The sequence below is a fragment of the Noviherbaspirillum cavernae genome (genome assembly GCF_003590875.1).
Taxonomy (GTDB): domain Bacteria; phylum Pseudomonadota; class Gammaproteobacteria; order Burkholderiales; family Burkholderiaceae_D; genus Noviherbaspirillum; species Noviherbaspirillum cavernae.
Genome location: NZ_QYUN01000002.1, coordinates 3,199,567 through 3,217,855, shown reverse-complemented (window position 1 = coordinate 3,217,855; position 18,289 = coordinate 3,199,567). Strand labels below are relative to the sequence as shown.

Here is an 18,289-nt window from a genome sequence, read left to right as displayed (position 1 = left end):
ATTCACCGGCTGACTTCAGTTATTTCAGCCGGCGCAGGCGCTCAATCCCGCCTCAGTGCGCCGCGTTTTCGCTACACTCGGGACATGCCATGTCTTTGCGTCGCCCGAACGCGCAACAGAATTTTCCGATGAATGCCCCCACAACCTTTCAATTCACGCCGGAGCGCCAGCGCGAAGTCGTCGCGGCGCTGCGCAAGCTGCTGCCGGAAGGCTGCGTGCTGTACAGCGAAGAAGACACCCGCCCCTACGAATGCGACGGCCTGGCGGCCTATCGCCAGCTGCCGATGGTCGTTGCCTTGCCGGAAAACGAGGTGCAGGTCGCGGCCGTCCTGCAGACCTGCCGCCGGCTCGCCGTGCCCATCGTGCCGCGCGGTGCGGGCACCGGCCTGTCCGGCGGCGCGATGCCGATCGCCGACGGCGTGGTGCTGTCCACCGCCAGGCTCAACAAGATACTGAAGCTCGACCCATACTCTCGCACCGCCGTCGTGCAGCCGGGCGTGCGCAACCTCGCGATCTCCGAGGCGGCGCATCCGCACGGCCTGTACTACGCGCCCGATCCGTCCTCGCAGATCGCCTGCACCATCGGCGGCAACGTCGCGGAAAACTCCGGCGGCGTGCATTGCCTGAAGTACGGCCTCACGGTGCACAACGTGCTGCGCGTGCGCATGGTGACGATCGAAGGCGAGGTCGTCGAACTCGGCAGCGGCGCGCTCGATGCGCCCGGCCTCGATCTGTTGGCGGTTTTCATCGGTTCCGAAGGCATGCTCGGCGTGGTCACCGAAGTGACCGTGAAGCTGGTGCCCAAGCCGCAGGTCGCGCGCGTGATCATGGCGTCCTTCGACGATGTGGTGAAGGGCGGCAATGCAGTTGCCAACGTGATCGCGGCGGGCATCATTCCGGCCGGCCTGGAGATGATGGACAAGACGTCCTCGCGCATGGTGGAGCCCTTCGTGAAGGCCGGCTACGACACCGATGCCGAAGCGATCCTGCTGTGCGAATCGGACGGCACGCCGGATGAAGTCGAGGAAGAAATCGCCCGCATGAGCGAAGTGCTGAAGGACTCCGGCGCGACCGCCATCGCCGTGTCATGCAACGAAGCCGAACGCCAGAAATTCTGGTCCGGCCGCAAGAACGCCTTCCCGGCGGCGGGCCGCATCTCGCCCGACTACTACTGCATGGACGGCACCATTCCGCGCAAGTATCTCGCCGAGGTGCTGACGCGCATCACGCAGATGGAAAGCAAGTACGGCCTGCGCTGCGCCAACGTGTTCCACGCCGGCGACGGCAACCTGCATCCGCTGATCCTGTTCGACGCCAACCAGGAGGGGGAATTCCACCGCGCCGAACAGTTCGGTGCCGACATCCTCGAACTCTGCGTCGAGGTCGGCGGCACCATCACCGGCGAGCACGGCGTCGGCATCGAGAAGATCAATTCGATGTGCGTGCAGTTCGCGCCGCAGGAACGCGACGCGTTCTTCGCCGTCAAGCGCGCTTTCGACACCGCCTTCCTGCTCAATCCCGACAAGGCAATCCCGACGCTGCATCGCTGCGCCGAGTACGGCAAGATGCATGTGAAGCGCGGCGAAATGAAGTTCGCGGATCTGCCGCGTTTTTAGAGCGTCCAGCAAAATGTCTCTGGCGTTGTTGCACCGACTTGCCGTACCACTCGTACTGTCTGCATCGGCGCGCCTGGCCAGAGACCGCTTCGCTCATTTTGTTAGACGCTCTTGAGGCAAACGATGGAACAGCAATTGCAGGAATTCAAGCAACGCATCATCGCGGCGACGATGGACAAGACCCCGCTGCGCATACGCGGCGGCGGCAGCAAGGATTGGTACGGCCAGTCGCTGCAGGGCGAAGTGCTGGATACGCGCGGATACCGAGGCATCGTCGATTACGAGTCGACCGAACTCGTCATCACCGCGCGCTGCGGCACGCCGCTGGCCGAGATCGAGCGGGTGCTGGCGGCGGAGAACCAGATGCTCGCCTTCGAGCCGCCGTACTTCGGCGAAGGCGCAACCATCGGCGGCATCGTCGCCAGCGGCCTGTCCGGCCCGCGCCGCCAGGCGGTTGGCGCGGTGCGCGATTTCGTGCTGGGCGCGGTACTGATGGACGGCAAGGGCGACGTGCTGCATTTCGGTGGACAGGTGATGAAGAACGTCGCGGGCTACGACGTGTCGCGTCTGCTGGCCGGCTCGCTCGGCACGCTCGGATTGATCACGCAGGTGTCGCTCAAGGTCTTGCCGAAACCGGTGTGCGAAATGACGCTGCGCTTCGAGATGCACGAAGCTGACGCGATTCAAAAACTCAACGAATGGGGCGGCCAGCCGCTGCCGATCTCGGCCAGCGCGTGGCACGGCGGCGTGCTGCTCGTGCGCCTGTCCGGCGCACAGGCGGCAGTCAAGGCGGCGAAACAGGGCATGGGCGGCGAGGAAATGAATGAGGCCGGTGCCTTCTGGACCGCACTGCGCGAACAAAGCAACGCCTGGTTTACGTCGATGACGCCCGCCGCCGCATTGTGGCGCCTGTCGGTGCCGTCGCACGTGCCACCGCTCGCGCTCGACGGCGAATCGCTGATCGAATGGGGCGGCGCACAACGCTGGCTCAAGACCGGGATGGATGCCGCCGCTGCGGCTGCGATTCGCGCCATCGCGCAGGAGGCCGGCGGCCACGCCACTCTGTTCAAGGGCAGCGACAAGAACATCGGCGTGTTCCACCCGCTCGCCCCCGCCGTCGCGAAAATTCATCGCAACCTGAAAAGCACATTCGATCCGTCCGGCATCTTCAATCCGGGGCGGATGTACAACGACTTCTGAACATGCAAACCAACCTCGCTGATTTCATCAAGGACACGCCCGAGGGCAGGGAAGCCGACGCGATCCTGCGCAAGTGTGTGCACTGCGGCTTCTGCACCGCGACCTGTCCGACCTACCAACTGCTCGGCGACGAACTCGACGGCCCGCGCGGCCGCATCTACCTGATGAAGCAGGTGCTGGAAGGCAAGGAGGCAACCGCCAAGACGCAACTGCACCTCGACCGCTGCCTCACCTGCCGCAATTGCGAGACGACCTGCCCCTCGGGCGTGCAATACGGCCGTCTGGTCGACATTGGCCGCAAGATCGTTGACGACCAGGTGCCGCGCCCGCTATCGCAACGCATCGTGCGCGACACACTGAAGGAGACGCTGCCGCGCAAATCGCTGTTCGCGCCCGCGATGAAACTGGGGCAGATGGTGCGGCCGTTGCTGCCGCAAGCATTGAAGAACAAGGTGCCCGCACGACAGGACGCCGGCGCGTGGCCGACGACCGAACATGCGCGCAAGATGCTGCTCCTCGACGGCTGCGTGCAGCCATCGATGGCCCCCAACATCAACACCGCCACCGCCCGCGTATTTGACGCGCTGGGCGTGCAACTGATCATCGCGCCCAAGGCCGGCTGCTGCGGCGCGATCCGCTATCACCTGAACGACCACGACGGCGGCATGGATGACGCACGCCGCAACATCGACGCCTGGTGGCCCCATGTCGAAGCAGGCGCGGAAGCGATCGTGATGAACGCCTCCGGCTGCGGCGTGATGGTCAAGGACTACGGCCACCTGCTCGCGCACGATGCAGCGTATGCGGAAAAGGCAAAACGCATTGCCGAACTGACGAAGGACGTGAGCGAAATCCTGCCCGACTTCGAAGAAGACCTGCTGAAGAAACTGCACGGCAAAATCGCCAGGCGCGTCGCCTGGCACCCGCCCTGCACCCTGCAGCACGGCCAGCAGATACGCGGCAAGGTCGAAGGCGTGCTGCGCGCCGCCGGCGTCGATGTGCAGCTCTGCGCCGACAGCCACCTCTGCTGCGGCTCGGCCGGGACGTACTCGGTGCTGCAACCGGAACTGTCCTATCAACTGCGCGACAACAAGCTCGCCAGCCTGCAGGCGACCAATCCCGACATGATCGTCTCGGCCAACATCGGCTGCCTCACGCACCTGCAATCGGGCACGCAGACGCCGGTCAAGCACTGGATCGAACTGGTGGACAGTGCGCTGATGTCGGCGACCGGTTGAGCGATAGGATGGGCATGCAATGCCCACGCAGTGATCTGGAGGTCCAGGGAAAATGGCCTCAAGCAATCAAGAGAAATGGTCGCAGCGCGTCACCAGAGAAAGCAACGCGCTCGACCTCGAACCCGGCGTATTCACGCTCGACGATCCGCGCCGCATTGCCGAATCGCTGAAGCGCTCCGCGGAATGCAGCCATCGCCGCAAGACCGACCCGTTCCGCTCCGCGATGTCGATGCTGACTTTCTATGTTAATCGGGCAGGCAAGGACCTCGACGCCGCGCAGCGTGAACGGCTTGAGCAGGCCAAGGATGAATTGTGTGAGTTGTTTGGCAGAGCGCGTCGGAAGTGATGCGGACACCTGGCATTCGGAATGCGCCACGTGCAGTCATGCCGTGACTACGGATGGGCGTGATTAGCCGACATGCCACCATCGTTTCAATGAGAAGACCGGAGCGGCGGCGCTCTTGTCCGCGCCGTAATCATCGGGATACACTGGGTGACGTTTTTCATGGTTATTTAGTACTGTGCTTTTGTTCAGTGCGTGTGTAAAACGACCATGTGACAGTGGTTTTCGCCCGTTCGGCTTCCCAGGTTAGATGTCATGGAGTCAAGTTGTACGGCAGGATGTGACATCTAAATCAGACTAAGAGTACAAAAGCCATGGCGCTACGAACGGTCCTATCAGTGATACTGCTGTTGCTGGTTCCTGCGCTCGTTTACTGCGTAAGCGTTTATAGGCATGGCGATTTCACAGCAGAGTATTTGTCCCGGTGGTTTGTTGGAAATTACTTTTATATGGCCGCGCCACATTTACTCATGCTATGGGCAAGCGTCTTTGGCTCAATGCCGCGTTCGGTACTGCAGGTCACCTTGGTTGTTTTGAACGTAATACTGGGTCTGTTCCAATGCTGGGTCTGGTTCTTTGTTTCAGGCCGAGAGTCGGGGCTGGTGTGGGTGTTTTATATTCCCGTGTGGATTCTTGGTTTGTGCGCAGTCTATGCCTACCATTACTTTACAAGGAAAGAACGTGCTAGGTGCTAGCTCTTAACTTGCTAGTAAATCGGGATGCTACGCGCCCATTATTGCGGAGTTAGGTTCAACAGCTATGCATAATCGATTAACAAGGGTTCATGTAGTTTGCGCTGCCATCTATGCGCTCATCTTCCCTTTAACCAATTTCATCGGGGGTGGACTTACGATGCTGGGCATCGTGCTCACTTTCCCTTTCCTACTTTTGGCTTGGCCAGGCGGCATGATCGTAGTCGCCATTACCGGAACCGAAGGGGCCTACCTTGTCGGTGCGGGAATAACGATCTTCTTGCAGGTTCTCGCGCTCATCTTTCTGGTTCAACTTCTTCGCAGTAAGGCAACATCGTGAATTCGTCATTTAACTCGTCTCTCCGCCGCCTAACTGGTTGTATATGGACTCCCTCCAAAGTACGAGAAACTGACCGATAGGGATGGCATGAGGGAGAAGCCTTCAACCGCGGCGACCGGCACGCGCTGAAGTCCCTGCTCGCCGACGATGCCGAGATTCAGTGCGTCATGGGGCAAGGTATCTTCGAGAAGATCGAACTCGCATGGCGTCAGCTGATCGAGGGCTATGGCATCCAGCTCGCCATTCAGGATCTGATCGCGGAAGGCAACATCGTCGCGACGCGGTACATCGAATCGGGCACGTTCACGCGGCCCGCGTTCGGCCATCAGCCTACCGGCAAGTCATACCAACTCGTCGCGATGGAGTGGTTCTAAATCGAACGTGACAAGATCAAGCACCGCTGGGGTGCACGCGATTCAGCCTCGCAGGTGCGGCAGCTGGGCATTGGCACATGAACCGGTCGCGAATTCACTGATCTGTCCGGCGGTTCCGCCAATCCGACACGGCACTTTCTGCTATCGGCAATCCATCCTTGCCATCGCCCCCGGCAAGGAATTTCTCCATGCGTTACGCTAACGGATGTCATCCACGCCCGATGTTGTCGGGCGTGCATTCCAACCCTGCATCAGCGAAGCGTTTCCATGAAAATCACCGACACCCCCTTCGGGACCACAGACTGGTCCGCCATTGAAATTACCGAGCACAAGGGAGACACCGGTGTGGCGTATTGGCGCACGCAGCGCTTCGGCGATATCCGCGTGCGGATGGTGGAATATTCGCCGGGTTATCTGGCGGACCACTGGTGTTCGAAGGGACACATCCTGCTCTGCGTGGAAGGCGAGCTGCATACCGAGCTGGAGGATGGCCGCACCTTCGTGCTCAAGCCCGGCATGAGCTATCAGGTTGCGGACAATGCCGAGCCGCATCGGTCCTCCACCTCAGTGGGCGCGAAGCTGTTCATTGTGGATTGATTTTCCGTCATGCGCTGACTGGCGTGCATGGCGGCCATTGATTTCCGATGTCATCCCGAGGAGATGGTCATGGGGAATTCGCTGTGCCGGATGGCGCGTCGTTTGCTTGCGCCTTTCCTTCCGCTTCTCGTCATCGGCGGCTGCGCCACCGCGCCATCGCCGGAAAACAGCGCGCCACGCGCATCGGACGATGCGGAAAGCATGCAGCCCGTGCAGCCGGGGCGCACGTTCGCATTCGATTGCGACGGCTTGGCTTTCACCATCCGCACGGGGCCGGGAGAGCTGGCCTTGTATCTGCCGGACCGTTACGTCGTCCTGTCGCAGGTGCGGGCGGCATCCGGCACGAAATTTCAGGATCACGATATTGTTTTCTGGAACAAGGGTGAGGACGCAAGTCTGGAGGTCGGCGCACGCCGGTACGACGGGTGCAAGGTTGATCATGCGCGTTCGGTGACGGAGGATGCGCGCTTGCGCGGCGCGCGTTTTCGCGGCGTCGGCAACGAGCCGGGATGGTTGCTGGAAATCGGGGCGAGACAGTGGATCAGGTTCACCGGCGATTACGGAAACACGACGGTGTCGGCTCCGCTGCCGGTGCCGGCGGTCGAGGATGGGCGCACGGTGTACCGCACCAGGACGACAGCGCATGTGCTGGAGGCGATTGTCGAGCGGGAGGTGTGCTTCGACACCATGAGCGGCGCGCAGTTTGAGGCGACGGTGACGGTGCGGATGGATGGTCGGGAGTATCGCGGTTGCGGCCGCTGGTTCGAGTGAGTTGCGCCGCGCCATGATTGCCTGCGGGAACAGGCATCGTCATTGATTGCCTTGCCGCGACACCGGATCGGCGGCTTCGCGCCGATCAAAGCCGCCGCGCTTGATCTTCTGTATCGTAACGGTTGTTTCGCGGCCTTTGCCGCTCGTTCAGGAGATCGACAATGTGGAACCCGATGCAGCATGTCATTGCGCTGGTTGCGGCGGCGATTGCCGTCGGCGGATGCGCGACCCCGCCAGCGCCGGACAAGAGCAGCGCCGCGCCGGCAGCGCGCATGCCGGAAGTGGTGACCGGTAACGCGTCCTACCGCGAGCGCATCGCGCTGCCGCTGGGGGCGGTGGTACGCGTGACGCTGGAGGATGTGAGCCGCGCCGATGCGGCGTCCAGACTGATTGCCGAGCAGACGATCCGGCCCGAGCGTCAGGTGCCGATTCCGTTCTCGCTGCCCTACGATCCCGCGCTCATCAATGCGGCCAATCGCTATGCCGTGCGGGCGACGATCTCGAATGCCGAGGGACGTCTGATGTGGACGACGACGCAACACTACGGCGTGATTACGCAGGGCAATCCCAACCATGCGGACATCATGCTGCAGCAGGTGCGTGGGCCGGATAGCGCCACGGGTGCGCCGCCGAGCGCGGCAGGGCGCGTGTTCACGTTCGCATGCGAGGGCTTCGATGTCACGGCGCGCTTCACGCAGGGGGGCGTGACGCTGAAACTGCCGGATCGGGAAGTGGTGCTGCCGCAGGTCGTGTCGGCGTCCGGCGCGCGGTATCAGAAGGATGATGTCTTGTTCTGGAACAAGGGCAACGAGGCGCTGCTGGAGGTTGGCGGGAAGCGTTATCCGAGCTGCAAGGAGAAGGCGGCGCGTTAGTGCAAGTTGATCGCGCATCCGCTTGTGATGGCATTCCGGACGCACTGGAGGACGCACTGGCATGGCGGGTGCGCTGACACTGCAAGATTCCTTCCTGGCCGGACGCATGTTTGCAAGCAGACATTGGGCGCAGGCGTGAGCAGTGTCCGCGAAACGTCTGCCTGCTGCGCCAGGAATAACAGAATGCGGCGGCAATCGACGGCTGCACTTTCTGTAACTGCGCTATTCCGCCAGCAGCTTCTCGATATCTTCCGTCAATTCCTGCGGCGCGGTTTGCGGCGCGTAACGCTTGTACACCGTGCCGTCCTTCCTGATCAGGAACTTGGTGAAGTTCCACTTGATGGCTTCCGTGCCGAGCACGCCCGGTTTCTCGCTTTTCAGATGCTTGTACAGCGGATGCGCGTTGTCGCCGTTGACGTCGATCTTGGCGAACAGCGGGAAGCTGACGCCGTAGTTCTTTTCGCAGAATGCGCCGATCTCGTCCGCATTGCCCGGCTCCTGCTTGCCGAACTGGTTGCAGGGGAAGCCGAGCACCTCGACGCCCTTGTCCTTGAACTCTTGATGGATTTCCTCCAGCCCCTTGTATTGCGGCGTGAAGCCGCAATTGCTGGCGGTGTTGACGATCAGCACGACCTTGCCGCGATACTGGGCGAGATCGACCGGTGTGCCGGCGAGGCTGTCTGCCTTGAAGTCGTGAATGGTGGCCATATCGATGTTTACACAATCCCCAGATGTTCGGTGCCCCGGCTCAGGTCACGCCCCTTGGCGTCCTTGCCGTGCAACTTGATGGAAAGACGCAGGTCGTTCACCGAGTCGGCGTTGCGCAAGGCGTCTTCATAAGAGATTCTGTCCCCTTCGTAGAGATCGAACAAGGCCTGATCGAAGGTCTGCATGCCGAGTTCGCGTGACTTCTTCATGATCTCCTTGATCTCGTGCACGTCGCCCTTGAAGATGAGGTCGGAAATCAGCGGCGAATTCAGCATCACTTCCACCGCCGCGCAGCGTCCCTTGGTATCGCGCAGCGGGATCAGGCGTTGCGAGACCATCGCCTTCAGATTCAGCGACAAATCCATCAACAGTTGCGCGCGGCGCTCTTCGGGGAAGAAGTTGATGATGCGGTCCAGCGCCTGGTTCGCGCTGTTGGCGTGCATCGTGGCAAGACACAGGTGGCCGGTTTCGGCAAAGGCAATGGCGAAGTCCATCGTCTCGCGGTCGCGAATTTCGCCGATCAGGATCACGTCCGGCGCCTGGCGCAATGTGTTCTTCAATGCCGCGCCCCAGTCGGCGGTATCGACGCCGACTTCGCGCTGCGTGACGATGCAGTTCTTGTGCGGGTGAATGTATTCGACCGGGTCTTCGATGGTGATGATGTGGCCGTAGCTGTTTTCATTGCGGTAGCCGATCATGCCGGCCAGCGTGGTGGACTTGCCCGAGCCGGTCGCGCCGACCATGATGACAAGGCCGCGCTTGGTCATCGAGACGTCCTTCAGCACGTCGGGCACGCCCAGATCTTCCAGCTTGGGGATCGCGGTGGTGATCGTGCGCAACACCATGCCGACGCGGCCCTGCTGCACGAACGCGGATACGCGGAAGCGTCCGAGGCCGCTCGGGCTGATCGCGAAGTTGCATTCCTTGGTCGCCTCGAATTCCGCCGCCTGCTTGTCGTTCATGATGGCGCGCGCCAGCTCGACCGTGTGCGTCGGCGTCAACGGCTGGTTCGAGACCGGCGTCATCTTGCCGTCGATCTTGAAGGCCGGCGGAAAGTCGGCGGTGATGAAGAGATCGGAGCCGTTCTTGCCGAGCATCAGCCGCAGCAAGTCGTGCATGAATTTGGTGGCCTGTTCCCGTTCCATATTGGTTTTCCTTTTCTGTTATTCCTCTTTTTAAAGGAAGGAATCTCTCAGTGCACCACCGCCACCTCGCGGCTTGCAGGCCGCTCGGATTCGGGCGGCGCAAAGCATGCTTTGCGAAATCCCGCCCTCATCCAGGGAAGTTATCCGGTGTCTTCGCCGCCGCGCGCGCCGTGCCAAGCGAGATGACGTTGCGGCGCACGAGTTCGGTCAGGTTCTGGTCGAGCGTCTGCATGCCGACGTTGCTGCCGGTCTGGATCGCGGAGTACATCTGTGCAACCTTGCCTTCGCGGATCAGGTTGCGGATCGCAGGTGTGCCGAGCATGATTTCGTGCGCGGCGACGCGGCTGGTGCCGTCCTTGGTCTTGAGCAGGGTTTGCGAGATGACCGCCTGCAGCGATTCCGACAGCATGGCGCGCACCATTTCCTTTTCTTCCGCCGGAAAGACGTCGATGATACGGTCGATGGTTTTCGCGGCGGACGAGGTGTGCAGCGTGCCGAACACGAGGTGGCCGGTTTCGGCGGCGGTCAGCGCGAGGCGGATCGTTTCCAGATCGCGCAACTCGCCGACCAGGATCGCGTCCGGGTCTTCACGCAACGCGGAGCGCAGCGCATTGTTGAAGGACATCGTGTGCGGACCGACTTCGCGCTGGTTGATCAGGCATTTCTTCGATTCGTGCACGAACTCGATCGGATCTTCCACGGTCAGGATATGCGCGTACTCGGTTTCGTTCAGGTGATTGACCATTGCCGCCAGCGTGGTCGATTTGCCGGAACCGGTCGGGCCGGTGACGAGCACGAGGCCGCGCGGCTTCAGGGCGAGTTCGGCGAAAATCTTCGGCGCGTTCAGTTGCTCCAGCGTCAAGACTTTCGATGGAATGGTACGCAGCACGGCGGCCGCGCCGCGATCTTGGTTGAAGGCATTGACGCGGAAGCGCGCGAGGCCGGGAATCGCGAACGAGAAGTCGCATTCGAGAATTTCTTCATACGCCTTGCGCTGACCGTCGTTCATGATGTCGTAGATCATGCCGTGCACATCCTGATGCTCCAGCGGCGGCAGGTTGATGCGGCGCACGTCGCCATGCACGCGGATCATGGGCGGCAGGCCGGCCGACAGATGCAGGTCGGATGCCTTGTTCTTGACCGCAAAGGCGAGGAGTTCGGAGATGTCCATTTATAATCCTTGGGCTGACGCTCTGTCGCGACGATTCGGCGACCTGTATGCTGCGATGATGTCGGCAACACAACAAAAATGTTGCCTGAAGCAAATTGATTATGTCCTCAATCTCTCACAACTTGCAAGCCGTGCACGACCGGATTGCCACAGCGGCGCGTCTGGCGTTGCGCGATCCGCAAGACATTGTCTTGCTGTCCGTATCCAAGACCTTCGACGCGGAGGCGGTGATTGCGGCTGCGCAGGCAGGGCAGAGAGCGTTCGGAGAAAACTATCTGCAGGAAGCGCTGGACAAGATGGACGCGGTGAAGGTGCTGCGGCCGGATCTGTTGCTGGAATGGCACTTCATCGGGCCGATCCAGAGCAACAAGACGCGGCCGATTGCCGAGCACTTCGACTGGGTGCATTCGGTCGAGCGCGAGAAGATCGCGCAGCGTCTGTCCGACCAGCGACCCGCGCATCTGCCGCCACTGAATGTCTGCCTGCAGGTCAACATCAGCGGCGAGGCGAGCAAGAGTGGCGCGGCGCCGGACGAGGTCGCGCCACTGGCGCGCGCCGTTGCGGCCATGCCGCGCCTGAAGCTGCGCGGCCTGATGGCGATCCCGGAGCCGGAACAGGAATTTGAAAAGCAGCGCGCACCCTTGCGCCGCGTGCGCCAGTTGTATGAGCAACTCCGCGAGCAGGGCTTCGCACTCGATACGCTATCGATGGGCATGTCGGCCGATCTCGATGCGGCCATTGCCGAGGGCGCGACGATGGTAAGAATTGGAACAGCAATTTTTGGACAGAGACACTATGCAAAATGATTTGAAGATCGGTTTTATCGGCGGCGGCAACATGGCGACCGCATTGATCGGCGGGCTGGTCGGAAAACTCACGGCGGCCGGCAACATCCACGTCGTCGATCCCAATGCCGAAGCGCTGCAGAAACTGGAACGGAAGTTCGGCGTTGCAGGCGCGCCGCAAATCGGCGACGCGCTCGGGCAATGCGACGTGATCGTGCTGGCGATCAAGCCGCAGCAGATGAAAGACGTGGTCCGACAGTTGCAGCCATTCGTCTCGGCGCAACTGGTGCTGTCGATTGCCGCGGGCATTCGCACGGCGGATTTGTCGCGCTGGCTGAACGGCCATGCCGCGATCGTGCGTGCCATGCCCAACACCCCGGCCCTGATCGGCCAGGGCATCACCGGCATGGTCGCGTTGGCGGGCGTCTCGCCGGCGCAGCGCGATGCGGCGGACGCGATCATGCGCGCGGTCGGCCAGACGGTCTGGCTCGATGACGAAGCGCTGATCGATCCCGTCACGGCGGTATCCGGCAGCGGCCCCGCCTACGTGTTCTATTTCATCGAGGCCATGCAGCAGGCGGCGCAGGAGATGGGTTTGACGGCGGAGCAGGGCGTGCAGCTGGCGATCGCCACATTCACAGGCGCATCGCAACTGGCGGCACAATCGTCCGAGCCGGTTTCGCTCTTGCGCGAGCGCGTGACGTCGAAGGGTGGCACGACCTATGCCGCACTCACCAGCATGGAAGCGAGCGGCGTGAAGGACGCGATCGTGCTTGCGGTGAAGGCTGCTGCGGCGCGCGGCCGCGAACTGGGTGAGGAGTTCGGGAAGGATTGATGATGGTCAGCGGCGCCTCCCGGTGCGCCGCTGATTTCGATCTCCGTCGTGCTATTTACGGTGGAGCAATAGACCCACGAGCAATCCGGCGATGGCGCCAATGCCAACCGCCTGCCACGGTTTTTCATGCACATACTGATCCGCCGTGTCCATCGCATCCTTTGACCCGGTAACCAGCCGCTCTTGTGCCGCGTTGAAATTACCCTTGGCATCGTGCATGGTGGAACGAAAACGTGCGCGTGCCGACTCGTATTTCGAACTGGCTTGCTCGCCGGCACTCTCCAGCATTTCCTCGGCATTCTCTTTCATCGACTTCATGTCGTTGATCAATTTTTCCCGGCTCTCGGAGAGTTTCTCTGAGTTGTTCATGGCATGTCCCGTCTGGTTGAAAAAGTCCCTGTTCGAGTGTAGGGAACGGTCGCGCTGTCACTTTGCGCGGTGTCAAACTATGTCAGTCACCTGCGCCATGCGAAGGCTAGTCAGCGCAATGCATAATCCAGTGCAACGCCGGCAAACACCGCAGCACCCAGCCAGTTATTGTGACGGAAGGCGGCGAAGCAGCGCAGGCGGTCGCGATCGCGAATGAGCGTGTAGTGATAGGCCGCGCATCCCGCCGCCAGCAACAATCCGCCGAGGAACCAGATGCGCAGGCCGTATTGCCAACCCACCACCAGCGTGATGGCAAACGTCATCGCGTAGCACAGCATCACCGCTGCCACATCGAAGCGCCCGAAGGTGATCGCGGAGGTCTTGATGCCGATCTTCAGGTCGTCGTCGCGGTCCACCATCGCATATTCCGTATCGTAGGCAACCGCCCAGAAGATATTGCCGATCAATAGCAGCCAGCCTGCCGGCGGCACGGTGCCGAGCACGGCGGCAAACGCCATCGGGATGCCGAAGCCGAACGCGATGCCGAGATAGGCCTGCGGGATCGCGAAGAAGCGCTTGAAGTACGGATAGCTGGCCGCGATCAGCACTGCCGCCACCGACAATTGCTTGGTCAGCGCATTGAGCGGCAGGATCAGCGCGAACGCGATCAGCGCCAGCACCGCCGCCACCGCGACCGCCTCCCATGCGGCGATTCTGCCGCTGGTGAGCGGGCGCTGCGCGGTGCGCTTCACGTGCCGGTCGAAATCGCGGTCGGCATAGTCGTTGATCGCGCAGCCGGCCGAACGCATCAGCACCGTGCCCAGCGTGAAGATGACGACCAGCCTCCAGTCGGGCCTGCCGTCGGATGCCAGCCACAAGGCGATCAGGGTAGGCCACAATAGGAGCAAGATGCCGATGGGTTTGTCCAGTCGTACCAGCTGGACGTAGAGTTTGAGTCGGTTCATGGGCTGGGATAGGGCGACAAAGTTGGATTGGATTATAAGCGCCGGATATCGTACGTCGCATCGATTGGCGTCTGGCCCCCATTCCTGAAAAAACGCACCTTGCCAGGGTTCGACAGGCCGCTGCATGCGTTCCTTGCAATTGCGGACATTTACGCATCTGAATCGTTCCCGATAGGAAGATTGAGTACGAATTGACGATAAAATGCATATTTTGCATCAATGCAAGATGTTGCGGTCAGCGCGACTCCCTTGAGCTCCCGCATGGCTTCGTCAAGAAATGCTATTTAATTCCTACTTTTTTCTGCTGGTCTTCCTACCGCTTTCCCTTCTTGGCTTTTTCCTATTGGGACGTTTTGGCAAGAGTGTCGGCGCCAACTGGCTCGCCGCATGTTCATTGTTTTTTTATGCATGGTGGGATTCCCGATACATTGCCTTGCTGCTTGGGTCCATCTGCGTCAATTATCTTGCCGGCAGTTACATCGCCTCTCATGCAGGGAAAATAAAGGCACGCACGGCACTGATCGTCGCGATCGCTGCGAATGTGCTGCTCTTGGGCTACTACAAGTACGCCGACTTTTTCGTGACAAGCGCAAATGCCGTATTTGAAACAAATTGGCCGGTTCTGGGCGTTATTCTTCCGATAGGCATTTCCTTCTTTACGTTTACCCAGATTGCCTTTCTTGTCGATGCCTGGGCCGGAAAGGTGAGGGAATACCGATTCGTCAATTACGTGCTGTTTGTTACTTACTTCCCCCACCTTGTTGCTGGCCCGGTGTTACATCACAAGGAGATGATGCCCCAGTTCGATGATGGTCGTAATTACTATGCGCGAGCCGAAAATTTTGCCATTGGGCTGACGATTTTTGCGATAGGGCTCGCAAAGAAGGTTCTGATTGCAGACAACTTGTCCACGTATGCCAATCCCATTTTTTCCGCCCAGGCAAGCACTCCCTCGTTCTTTCTGGCGTGGGGCGGCGCATTGACGTACACGTTCCAGCTTTACTTTGATTTTTCCGGTTACTCGGATATGGCCATTGGTCTTTCCAGGTTGTTTGGCGTGCGCTTACCGCTCAATTTCAATTCGCCATACAAATCGCACAATATCGCCGAGTTCTGGCGTCGCTGGCATATGACGCTGTCGCGTTTCCTGCGCGACTACCTTTACATCCCGCTTGGCGGCAATCGCCACGGCGCGACGCGTCGCCAAATCAACCTGATGACGACGATGGTTCTTGGCGGACTATGGCATGGCGCGGGGTGGAATTTTGCCATTTGGGGGCTGCTCCACGGAGGTTTTTTGGTGGTCAATCAACATTGGAAATCCATATGCCGTCGAACCCCATTCCGTTTGCCGCCACGGTATGCCGGTGTTTTTAGCGTGATGTTGACGTTTTTGAGCGTGGTTGTCGCTTGGGTGTATTTTCGTGCCCCCGACGTTGCGACCGCTAACCGCATCATCATGGGCATGGCAGGGAGCGCAGGAGCTGCGTTGCCGGACGCCATGGTGACGCGGCTTGGCCCGCTCGCACAGGCGCTCGACCATGTCGGCATCAAGAGCTATCTGGGCGGTGGTGCAACGTTTTTTGAAACATGGTGCTGGATCGTCGTTAGCGCGTTGATTGCATTCCTTACACCCAACACGCAAGAAATCATGAGACGTTTCGAGCCTGCATTACCCGACGAAAGCCACGTCGGTTTTGAGCGGGGCCATCGCCTTGCATGGATGCCGCAAAGACGCAGCGCGATGGTTGTCGGATTGTTGTTCGCACTTGGCGTATTGGCACTTAGCCGTCCCACGGAATTTCTCTATTTTCAATTCTGATGCAAAAGTCCCCTTCCGTCCAAAATTGGACAAAATACCTTCGATGGATGCTTGCCACGACCGCTGTCACGATAGTGGTGGTCGGTGTGTTCAATGTTTTCATCGATCCTCTCGGCGTGTTTTCCTCGCCGCGCATTGCCGGGATCAGTGCCATCAAACCCTACCCGGATCATCACCGCGAATTTGTCCGCTACGCAAGCGCCCGACATCTTTGTTCGGACGTTGGCATCTTCGGCAATTCACGTGCTGAAATTGGATTTGACCCGGAGAGCATCGCGCTGGCAACACAGGGACTGTCTGCATACAACCATGCCATTCCAGGCACGTCCGCGACGACCAGCTATCGGCAGATTCTTTGGTTGCAAGCGGCTAATTGTCTTCCCATGAAAATTATTCTGGGAGTCGAGTTTTTTGATTTTCTGGGTGGGACATCATCACGCCCGCTACCAACGCTGCGAACAGACCCGGCGCCGCGGCTGGATGTCCGCTTCTTTGCCGAATCCGTCTTCTCCATCACAGGTGTTCGCGATTCACTCGCGACGCTATTTCTCCAGCGATCGCGCTATCCAGCCACTCTGACTGAACGCGGGTTCAACCCCTTGTACCACTACATCCCGGAAGTGGAGCAAAGCGGCCAATACGTTCTGTTCCGACAACGAGCAGAAGAGAACTTTCGCAAATGGACGCACAAGCCGTTACGCTTGCGCCCTACTGATGGCGGTGTGTCTGACGATGAGCAAGCGGTGAAGGCCATTCTCGATACGCTTGCGCAAGCCGGTGCCAAGACCCACATCATCATCTATCCCTACCATGCGCAAATTCGCATGATGATCGAACGTTTGGGGATGGGGGGGCTGTTCTCGGATTGGAAGCGACTCGTATTTGCTGTTGCGGAAAGTCAGCGCTCCCGCGGCAATAGCGTCGAAGTGTGGGATTTCAGTGGCGTCGCACCGGAAACACGTGAAGCGATCCCGATAAAGGGTGATCGAAAAACCCATCTCGCCCACTATTGGGAGGCTGGGCACTTCAAGAAGGAACTCGGTGATCTTGTCATCGCCCGCGTGTTTGGTGATCAGCGCAACTTCGGTGTAAAGCTGGAACGCGACAATATCGACAACTGGCTATTGTTGGATCGTCAGCGAGTTCAAAGTCTCCTCACTACGCCATCGCCTTTGCTCGACGAGGTCAACGACATCCTTTCCGATCACTGACGAAGACCACTCGGATGATGGTCACGGGGTTGTCGACTGCAACGATGTCGACATGGCAGCAGAGCTATGCCGCCTCGGCCGTTTCCGCCCCGTTCAGCATCGTCGCGCCGTGCAGATCGCAGGACAGCACCGCATCGCGCACGGCTTCAATCGCGGCGAGCCGCGTGAAGCTCTTGCGCCAGGCGATCACCACGCGGCGCGACGGCGCAGGCTCGTTGAAGGGAATGTAGCGCAGCATGCCGTCTCTGGTATGCATGTCGGGCACCGACGCCCTCGGCAGCACGGTGATGCCGATGCCGGATGCCACCATGTGACGTATCGTTTCCAGCGACGAACCTTCAAACGTGCGCGCGATGCCGTCGCCCGACGTCGAGAAGCGCGACATTTCAGGACAGACTTCCAGCACCTGGTCGCGGAAGCAATGGCCATTGCCCAGAAGCAGCATGGTTTCCGATTTCAGTTCTTGCGCGTTGATGGCATGACGCTGCGCCCATGCATGATTCTTCGGCACCGCGACCACGAAGGGTTCATCGTACAGCGGCTGCACCATCAATCCCTGATCGGCGAATGGCAGAGCCATGATGGCCGCATCCAGTTCGCCTTGGCGCAGCAACTCGATCAGGCGCACGGTGAAGTTTTCCTGCAGCACCAGCGGCATCTGCGGCACGCGCTCGATCATGATCTTGACCAGCGGCGGCAGCAGGTAGGGCGCGACGGTGTAGATCACGCCCAGTCGCAACGGCCCGGCCAGCGGATCCTTGTTCTGCTTGGCAATTTCCTTGATGGCCGCCGTTTGCTCCAGCACGCGTTCGGCCTGCGCCACGATTTGCGCACCGAGCGGCGTCATCGAAATTTCGGAGCCGCCGCGTTCGAAGATGACGACGCCGAGTTCGTCTTCCAGCTTCTTGATGGCGACCGACAAGGTCGGCTGGGCCACGAAGCAGGCTTCGGCCGCATGACCGAAATGCCTTTCACGGGCGACGGCAACAATGTATTTCAGTTCAGTCAGGGTCATGAATGTACTTGGAGGAAATCAGCCGCGCGATTGGTTGAGGTAATTTGTTACGGTAATGCCATGGCGTGGAGTGCTTAGTATAAATCGCGATGTGCAAATCGCGCTGCGACCGCTCATGAGTTTGATGGCGCCGGCAAGATGGCGTCCTGCTGTCATTCCGAATGTAATGAGGAATCTCAAACCGCAATGCAACCACGATCGCGTGAGGTTCTTCACTGCA

17 protein-coding genes and 1 pseudogene are annotated in these 18,289 nt (G+C 60.1%); 12 read left to right on the top strand and 6 right to left on the bottom strand.

The window, feature by feature from the left end; all coding sequences use genetic code 11:
- Positions 1-128: 128 nt before the first annotated feature.
- From D3870_RS15010 to D3870_RS14970, 8 genes and pseudogenes are all read left to right on the top strand, one after another.
- Entirely contained in the window at positions 129-1,616 is a 1,488-nt protein-coding gene (locus tag D3870_RS15010; RefSeq protein WP_119742183.1) for an FAD-linked oxidase C-terminal domain-containing protein, read from the top strand.
- Between the two features lie 123 nt (positions 1,617-1,739).
- Positions 1,740-2,816, top strand: coding sequence for a glycolate oxidase subunit GlcE (glcE, locus tag D3870_RS15005; protein WP_119740317.1), 1,077 nt, complete (start codon positions 1,740-1,742; stop codon positions 2,814-2,816).
- A gap of 2 nt (positions 2,817-2,818) precedes the next feature.
- Positions 2,819-4,054 (top strand): glycolate oxidase subunit GlcF, encoded by a 1,236-nt coding sequence (glcF, locus tag D3870_RS15000; protein WP_119740315.1) that lies wholly within the window; start codon positions 2,819-2,821, stop codon positions 4,052-4,054.
- A 52-nt stretch (positions 4,055-4,106) separates the two neighbouring features.
- Positions 4,107-4,400, top strand: coding sequence for a DUF3175 domain-containing protein (locus D3870_RS14995; RefSeq protein WP_119740313.1), 294 nt, complete (start codon positions 4,107-4,109; stop codon positions 4,398-4,400).
- 1,136 nt (positions 4,401-5,536) lie between these two features.
- A pseudogene (locus D3870_RS14985) lies at positions 5,537-5,803 on the top strand (ester cyclase); the annotation flags it as partial.
- Positions 5,804-6,070: 267 nt separating this feature from the next.
- Positions 6,071-6,400, top strand: coding sequence for a DHCW motif cupin fold protein (locus D3870_RS14980; protein WP_119740309.1), 330 nt, complete (start codon positions 6,071-6,073; stop codon positions 6,398-6,400).
- Positions 6,401-6,469: 69 nt separating this feature from the next.
- Positions 6,470-7,171 (top strand): MliC family protein, encoded by a 702-nt coding sequence (locus tag D3870_RS14975; RefSeq protein ID WP_158590478.1) that lies wholly within the window; start codon positions 6,470-6,472, stop codon positions 7,169-7,171.
- 161 nt (positions 7,172-7,332) lie between these two features.
- A complete protein-coding gene (locus D3870_RS14970) occupies positions 7,333-8,043 on the top strand; it encodes a YbaY family lipoprotein (protein ID WP_119740305.1) in 711 nt (236 codons plus the stop codon).
- Positions 8,044-8,265: 222 nt separating this feature from the next.
- Here the strand turns inward: D3870_RS14970 and D3870_RS14965 are convergent, their stop codons facing one another.
- From D3870_RS14965 to D3870_RS14955, 3 genes are all read right to left on the bottom strand, one after another.
- Positions 8,266-8,751 carry a glutathione peroxidase gene (locus D3870_RS14965; protein WP_119740303.1) on the bottom strand — a complete coding sequence of 162 codons (486 nt, stop codon included), beginning with the start codon at positions 8,749-8,751 and terminating at the stop codon, positions 8,266-8,268.
- A gap of 8 nt (positions 8,752-8,759) precedes the next feature.
- Entirely contained in the window at positions 8,760-9,896 is a 1,137-nt protein-coding gene (locus D3870_RS14960) for a PilT/PilU family type 4a pilus ATPase (RefSeq protein WP_119740302.1), read from the bottom strand.
- A 127-nt stretch (positions 9,897-10,023) separates the two neighbouring features.
- Entirely contained in the window at positions 10,024-11,067 is a 1,044-nt protein-coding gene (locus D3870_RS14955) for a type IV pilus twitching motility protein PilT (RefSeq protein WP_119740300.1), read from the bottom strand.
- A gap of 101 nt (positions 11,068-11,168) precedes the next feature.
- On the opposite strand from D3870_RS14955, the gene D3870_RS14950 reads away from it, so the two are divergent.
- Together D3870_RS14950 and proC are read left to right on the top strand one after the other, a co-directional pair.
- Entirely contained in the window at positions 11,169-11,873 is a 705-nt protein-coding gene (locus D3870_RS14950) for a YggS family pyridoxal phosphate-dependent enzyme (RefSeq protein ID WP_119740298.1), read from the top strand.
- Positions 11,863-12,687: a pyrroline-5-carboxylate reductase gene (proC, locus tag D3870_RS14945; RefSeq protein WP_119740297.1), complete on the top strand. Its 825-nt coding sequence runs from the start codon at positions 11,863-11,865 to the stop codon at positions 12,685-12,687. Before D3870_RS14950 ends, proC begins: the two co-directional genes overlap by 11 nt.
- A gap of 51 nt (positions 12,688-12,738) precedes the next feature.
- Here the strand turns inward: proC and D3870_RS14940 are convergent, their stop codons facing one another.
- Together D3870_RS14940 and ubiA are read right to left on the bottom strand one after the other, a co-directional pair.
- Positions 12,739-13,056 (bottom strand): ElaB/YgaM/YqjD family protein, encoded by a 318-nt coding sequence (locus tag D3870_RS14940; RefSeq protein ID WP_119740295.1) that lies wholly within the window; start codon positions 13,054-13,056, stop codon positions 12,739-12,741.
- 110 nt (positions 13,057-13,166) lie between these two features.
- Complete coding sequence (gene ubiA, locus D3870_RS14935) at positions 13,167-14,021, bottom strand: 4-hydroxybenzoate octaprenyltransferase (protein WP_119740294.1); 855 nt, start codon at positions 14,019-14,021, stop codon at positions 13,167-13,169.
- A 277-nt stretch (positions 14,022-14,298) separates the two neighbouring features.
- On the opposite strand from ubiA, the gene D3870_RS14930 reads away from it, so the two are divergent.
- Positions 14,299-15,843: an MBOAT family O-acyltransferase gene (locus D3870_RS14930; protein ID WP_119740292.1), complete on the top strand. Its 1,545-nt coding sequence runs from the start codon at positions 14,299-14,301 to the stop codon at positions 15,841-15,843.
- 47 nt (positions 15,844-15,890) lie between these two features.
- The gene (locus tag D3870_RS14925) at positions 15,891-17,054 is read left to right on the top strand and encodes a hypothetical protein (RefSeq protein ID WP_147375804.1); all 1,164 of its coding nucleotides are present in this window, start codon (positions 15,891-15,893) and stop codon (positions 17,052-17,054) included.
- Positions 17,055-17,118: 64 nt separating this feature from the next.
- On the opposite strand, the gene D3870_RS14920 is transcribed toward D3870_RS14925, so the two are convergent.
- Positions 17,119-18,069: a hydrogen peroxide-inducible genes activator gene (locus tag D3870_RS14920; RefSeq protein ID WP_119740288.1), complete on the bottom strand. Its 951-nt coding sequence runs from the start codon at positions 18,067-18,069 to the stop codon at positions 17,119-17,121.
- Between the last annotated feature and the right edge of the window lie 220 nt (positions 18,070-18,289).

What these genes read in the sequence shown, in the direction of transcription:
- proC (WP_119740297.1), top strand. Translation starts at nt 11,863, where the DNA reads ATGCAAAATGATTTGAAGATCGGTTTTATCGGCGGCGGCAACATGGCG.
- D3870_RS14920 (WP_119740288.1), bottom strand. Translation starts at nt 18,069, where the DNA reads ATGACCCTGACTGAACTGAAATACATTGTTGCCGTCGCCCGTGAAAGG.
- D3870_RS14930 (WP_119740292.1), top strand. Translation starts at nt 14,299, where the DNA reads ATGCTATTTAATTCCTACTTTTTTCTGCTGGTCTTCCTACCGCTTTCC.
- D3870_RS14995 (WP_119740313.1), top strand. Translation starts at nt 4,107, where the DNA reads ATGGCCTCAAGCAATCAAGAGAAATGGTCGCAGCGCGTCACCAGAGAA.
- D3870_RS14955 (WP_119740300.1), bottom strand. Translation starts at nt 11,067, where the DNA reads ATGGACATCTCCGAACTCCTCGCCTTTGCGGTCAAGAACAAGGCATCC.
- D3870_RS14940 (WP_119740295.1), bottom strand. Translation starts at nt 13,056, where the DNA reads ATGAACAACTCAGAGAAACTCTCCGAGAGCCGGGAAAAATTGATCAAC.
- D3870_RS15010 (WP_119742183.1), top strand. Translation starts at nt 129, where the DNA reads ATGAATGCCCCCACAACCTTTCAATTCACGCCGGAGCGCCAGCGCGAA.
- D3870_RS14980 (WP_119740309.1), top strand. Translation starts at nt 6,071, where the DNA reads ATGAAAATCACCGACACCCCCTTCGGGACCACAGACTGGTCCGCCATT.
- glcE (WP_119740317.1), top strand. Translation starts at nt 1,740, where the DNA reads ATGGAACAGCAATTGCAGGAATTCAAGCAACGCATCATCGCGGCGACG.
- D3870_RS14970 (WP_119740305.1), top strand. Translation starts at nt 7,333, where the DNA reads ATGTGGAACCCGATGCAGCATGTCATTGCGCTGGTTGCGGCGGCGATT.
- D3870_RS14925 (WP_147375804.1), top strand. Translation starts at nt 15,891, where the DNA reads ATGCTTGCCACGACCGCTGTCACGATAGTGGTGGTCGGTGTGTTCAAT.
- glcF (WP_119740315.1), top strand. Translation starts at nt 2,819, where the DNA reads ATGCAAACCAACCTCGCTGATTTCATCAAGGACACGCCCGAGGGCAGG.
- D3870_RS14960 (WP_119740302.1), bottom strand. Translation starts at nt 9,896, where the DNA reads ATGGAACGGGAACAGGCCACCAAATTCATGCACGACTTGCTGCGGCTG.
- D3870_RS14975 (WP_158590478.1), top strand. Translation starts at nt 6,470, where the DNA reads ATGGGGAATTCGCTGTGCCGGATGGCGCGTCGTTTGCTTGCGCCTTTC.
- ubiA (WP_119740294.1), bottom strand. Translation starts at nt 14,021, where the DNA reads ATGAACCGACTCAAACTCTACGTCCAGCTGGTACGACTGGACAAACCC.
- D3870_RS14965 (WP_119740303.1), bottom strand. Translation starts at nt 8,751, where the DNA reads ATGGCCACCATTCACGACTTCAAGGCAGACAGCCTCGCCGGCACACCG.
- D3870_RS14950 (WP_119740298.1), top strand. Translation starts at nt 11,169, where the DNA reads ATGTCCTCAATCTCTCACAACTTGCAAGCCGTGCACGACCGGATTGCC.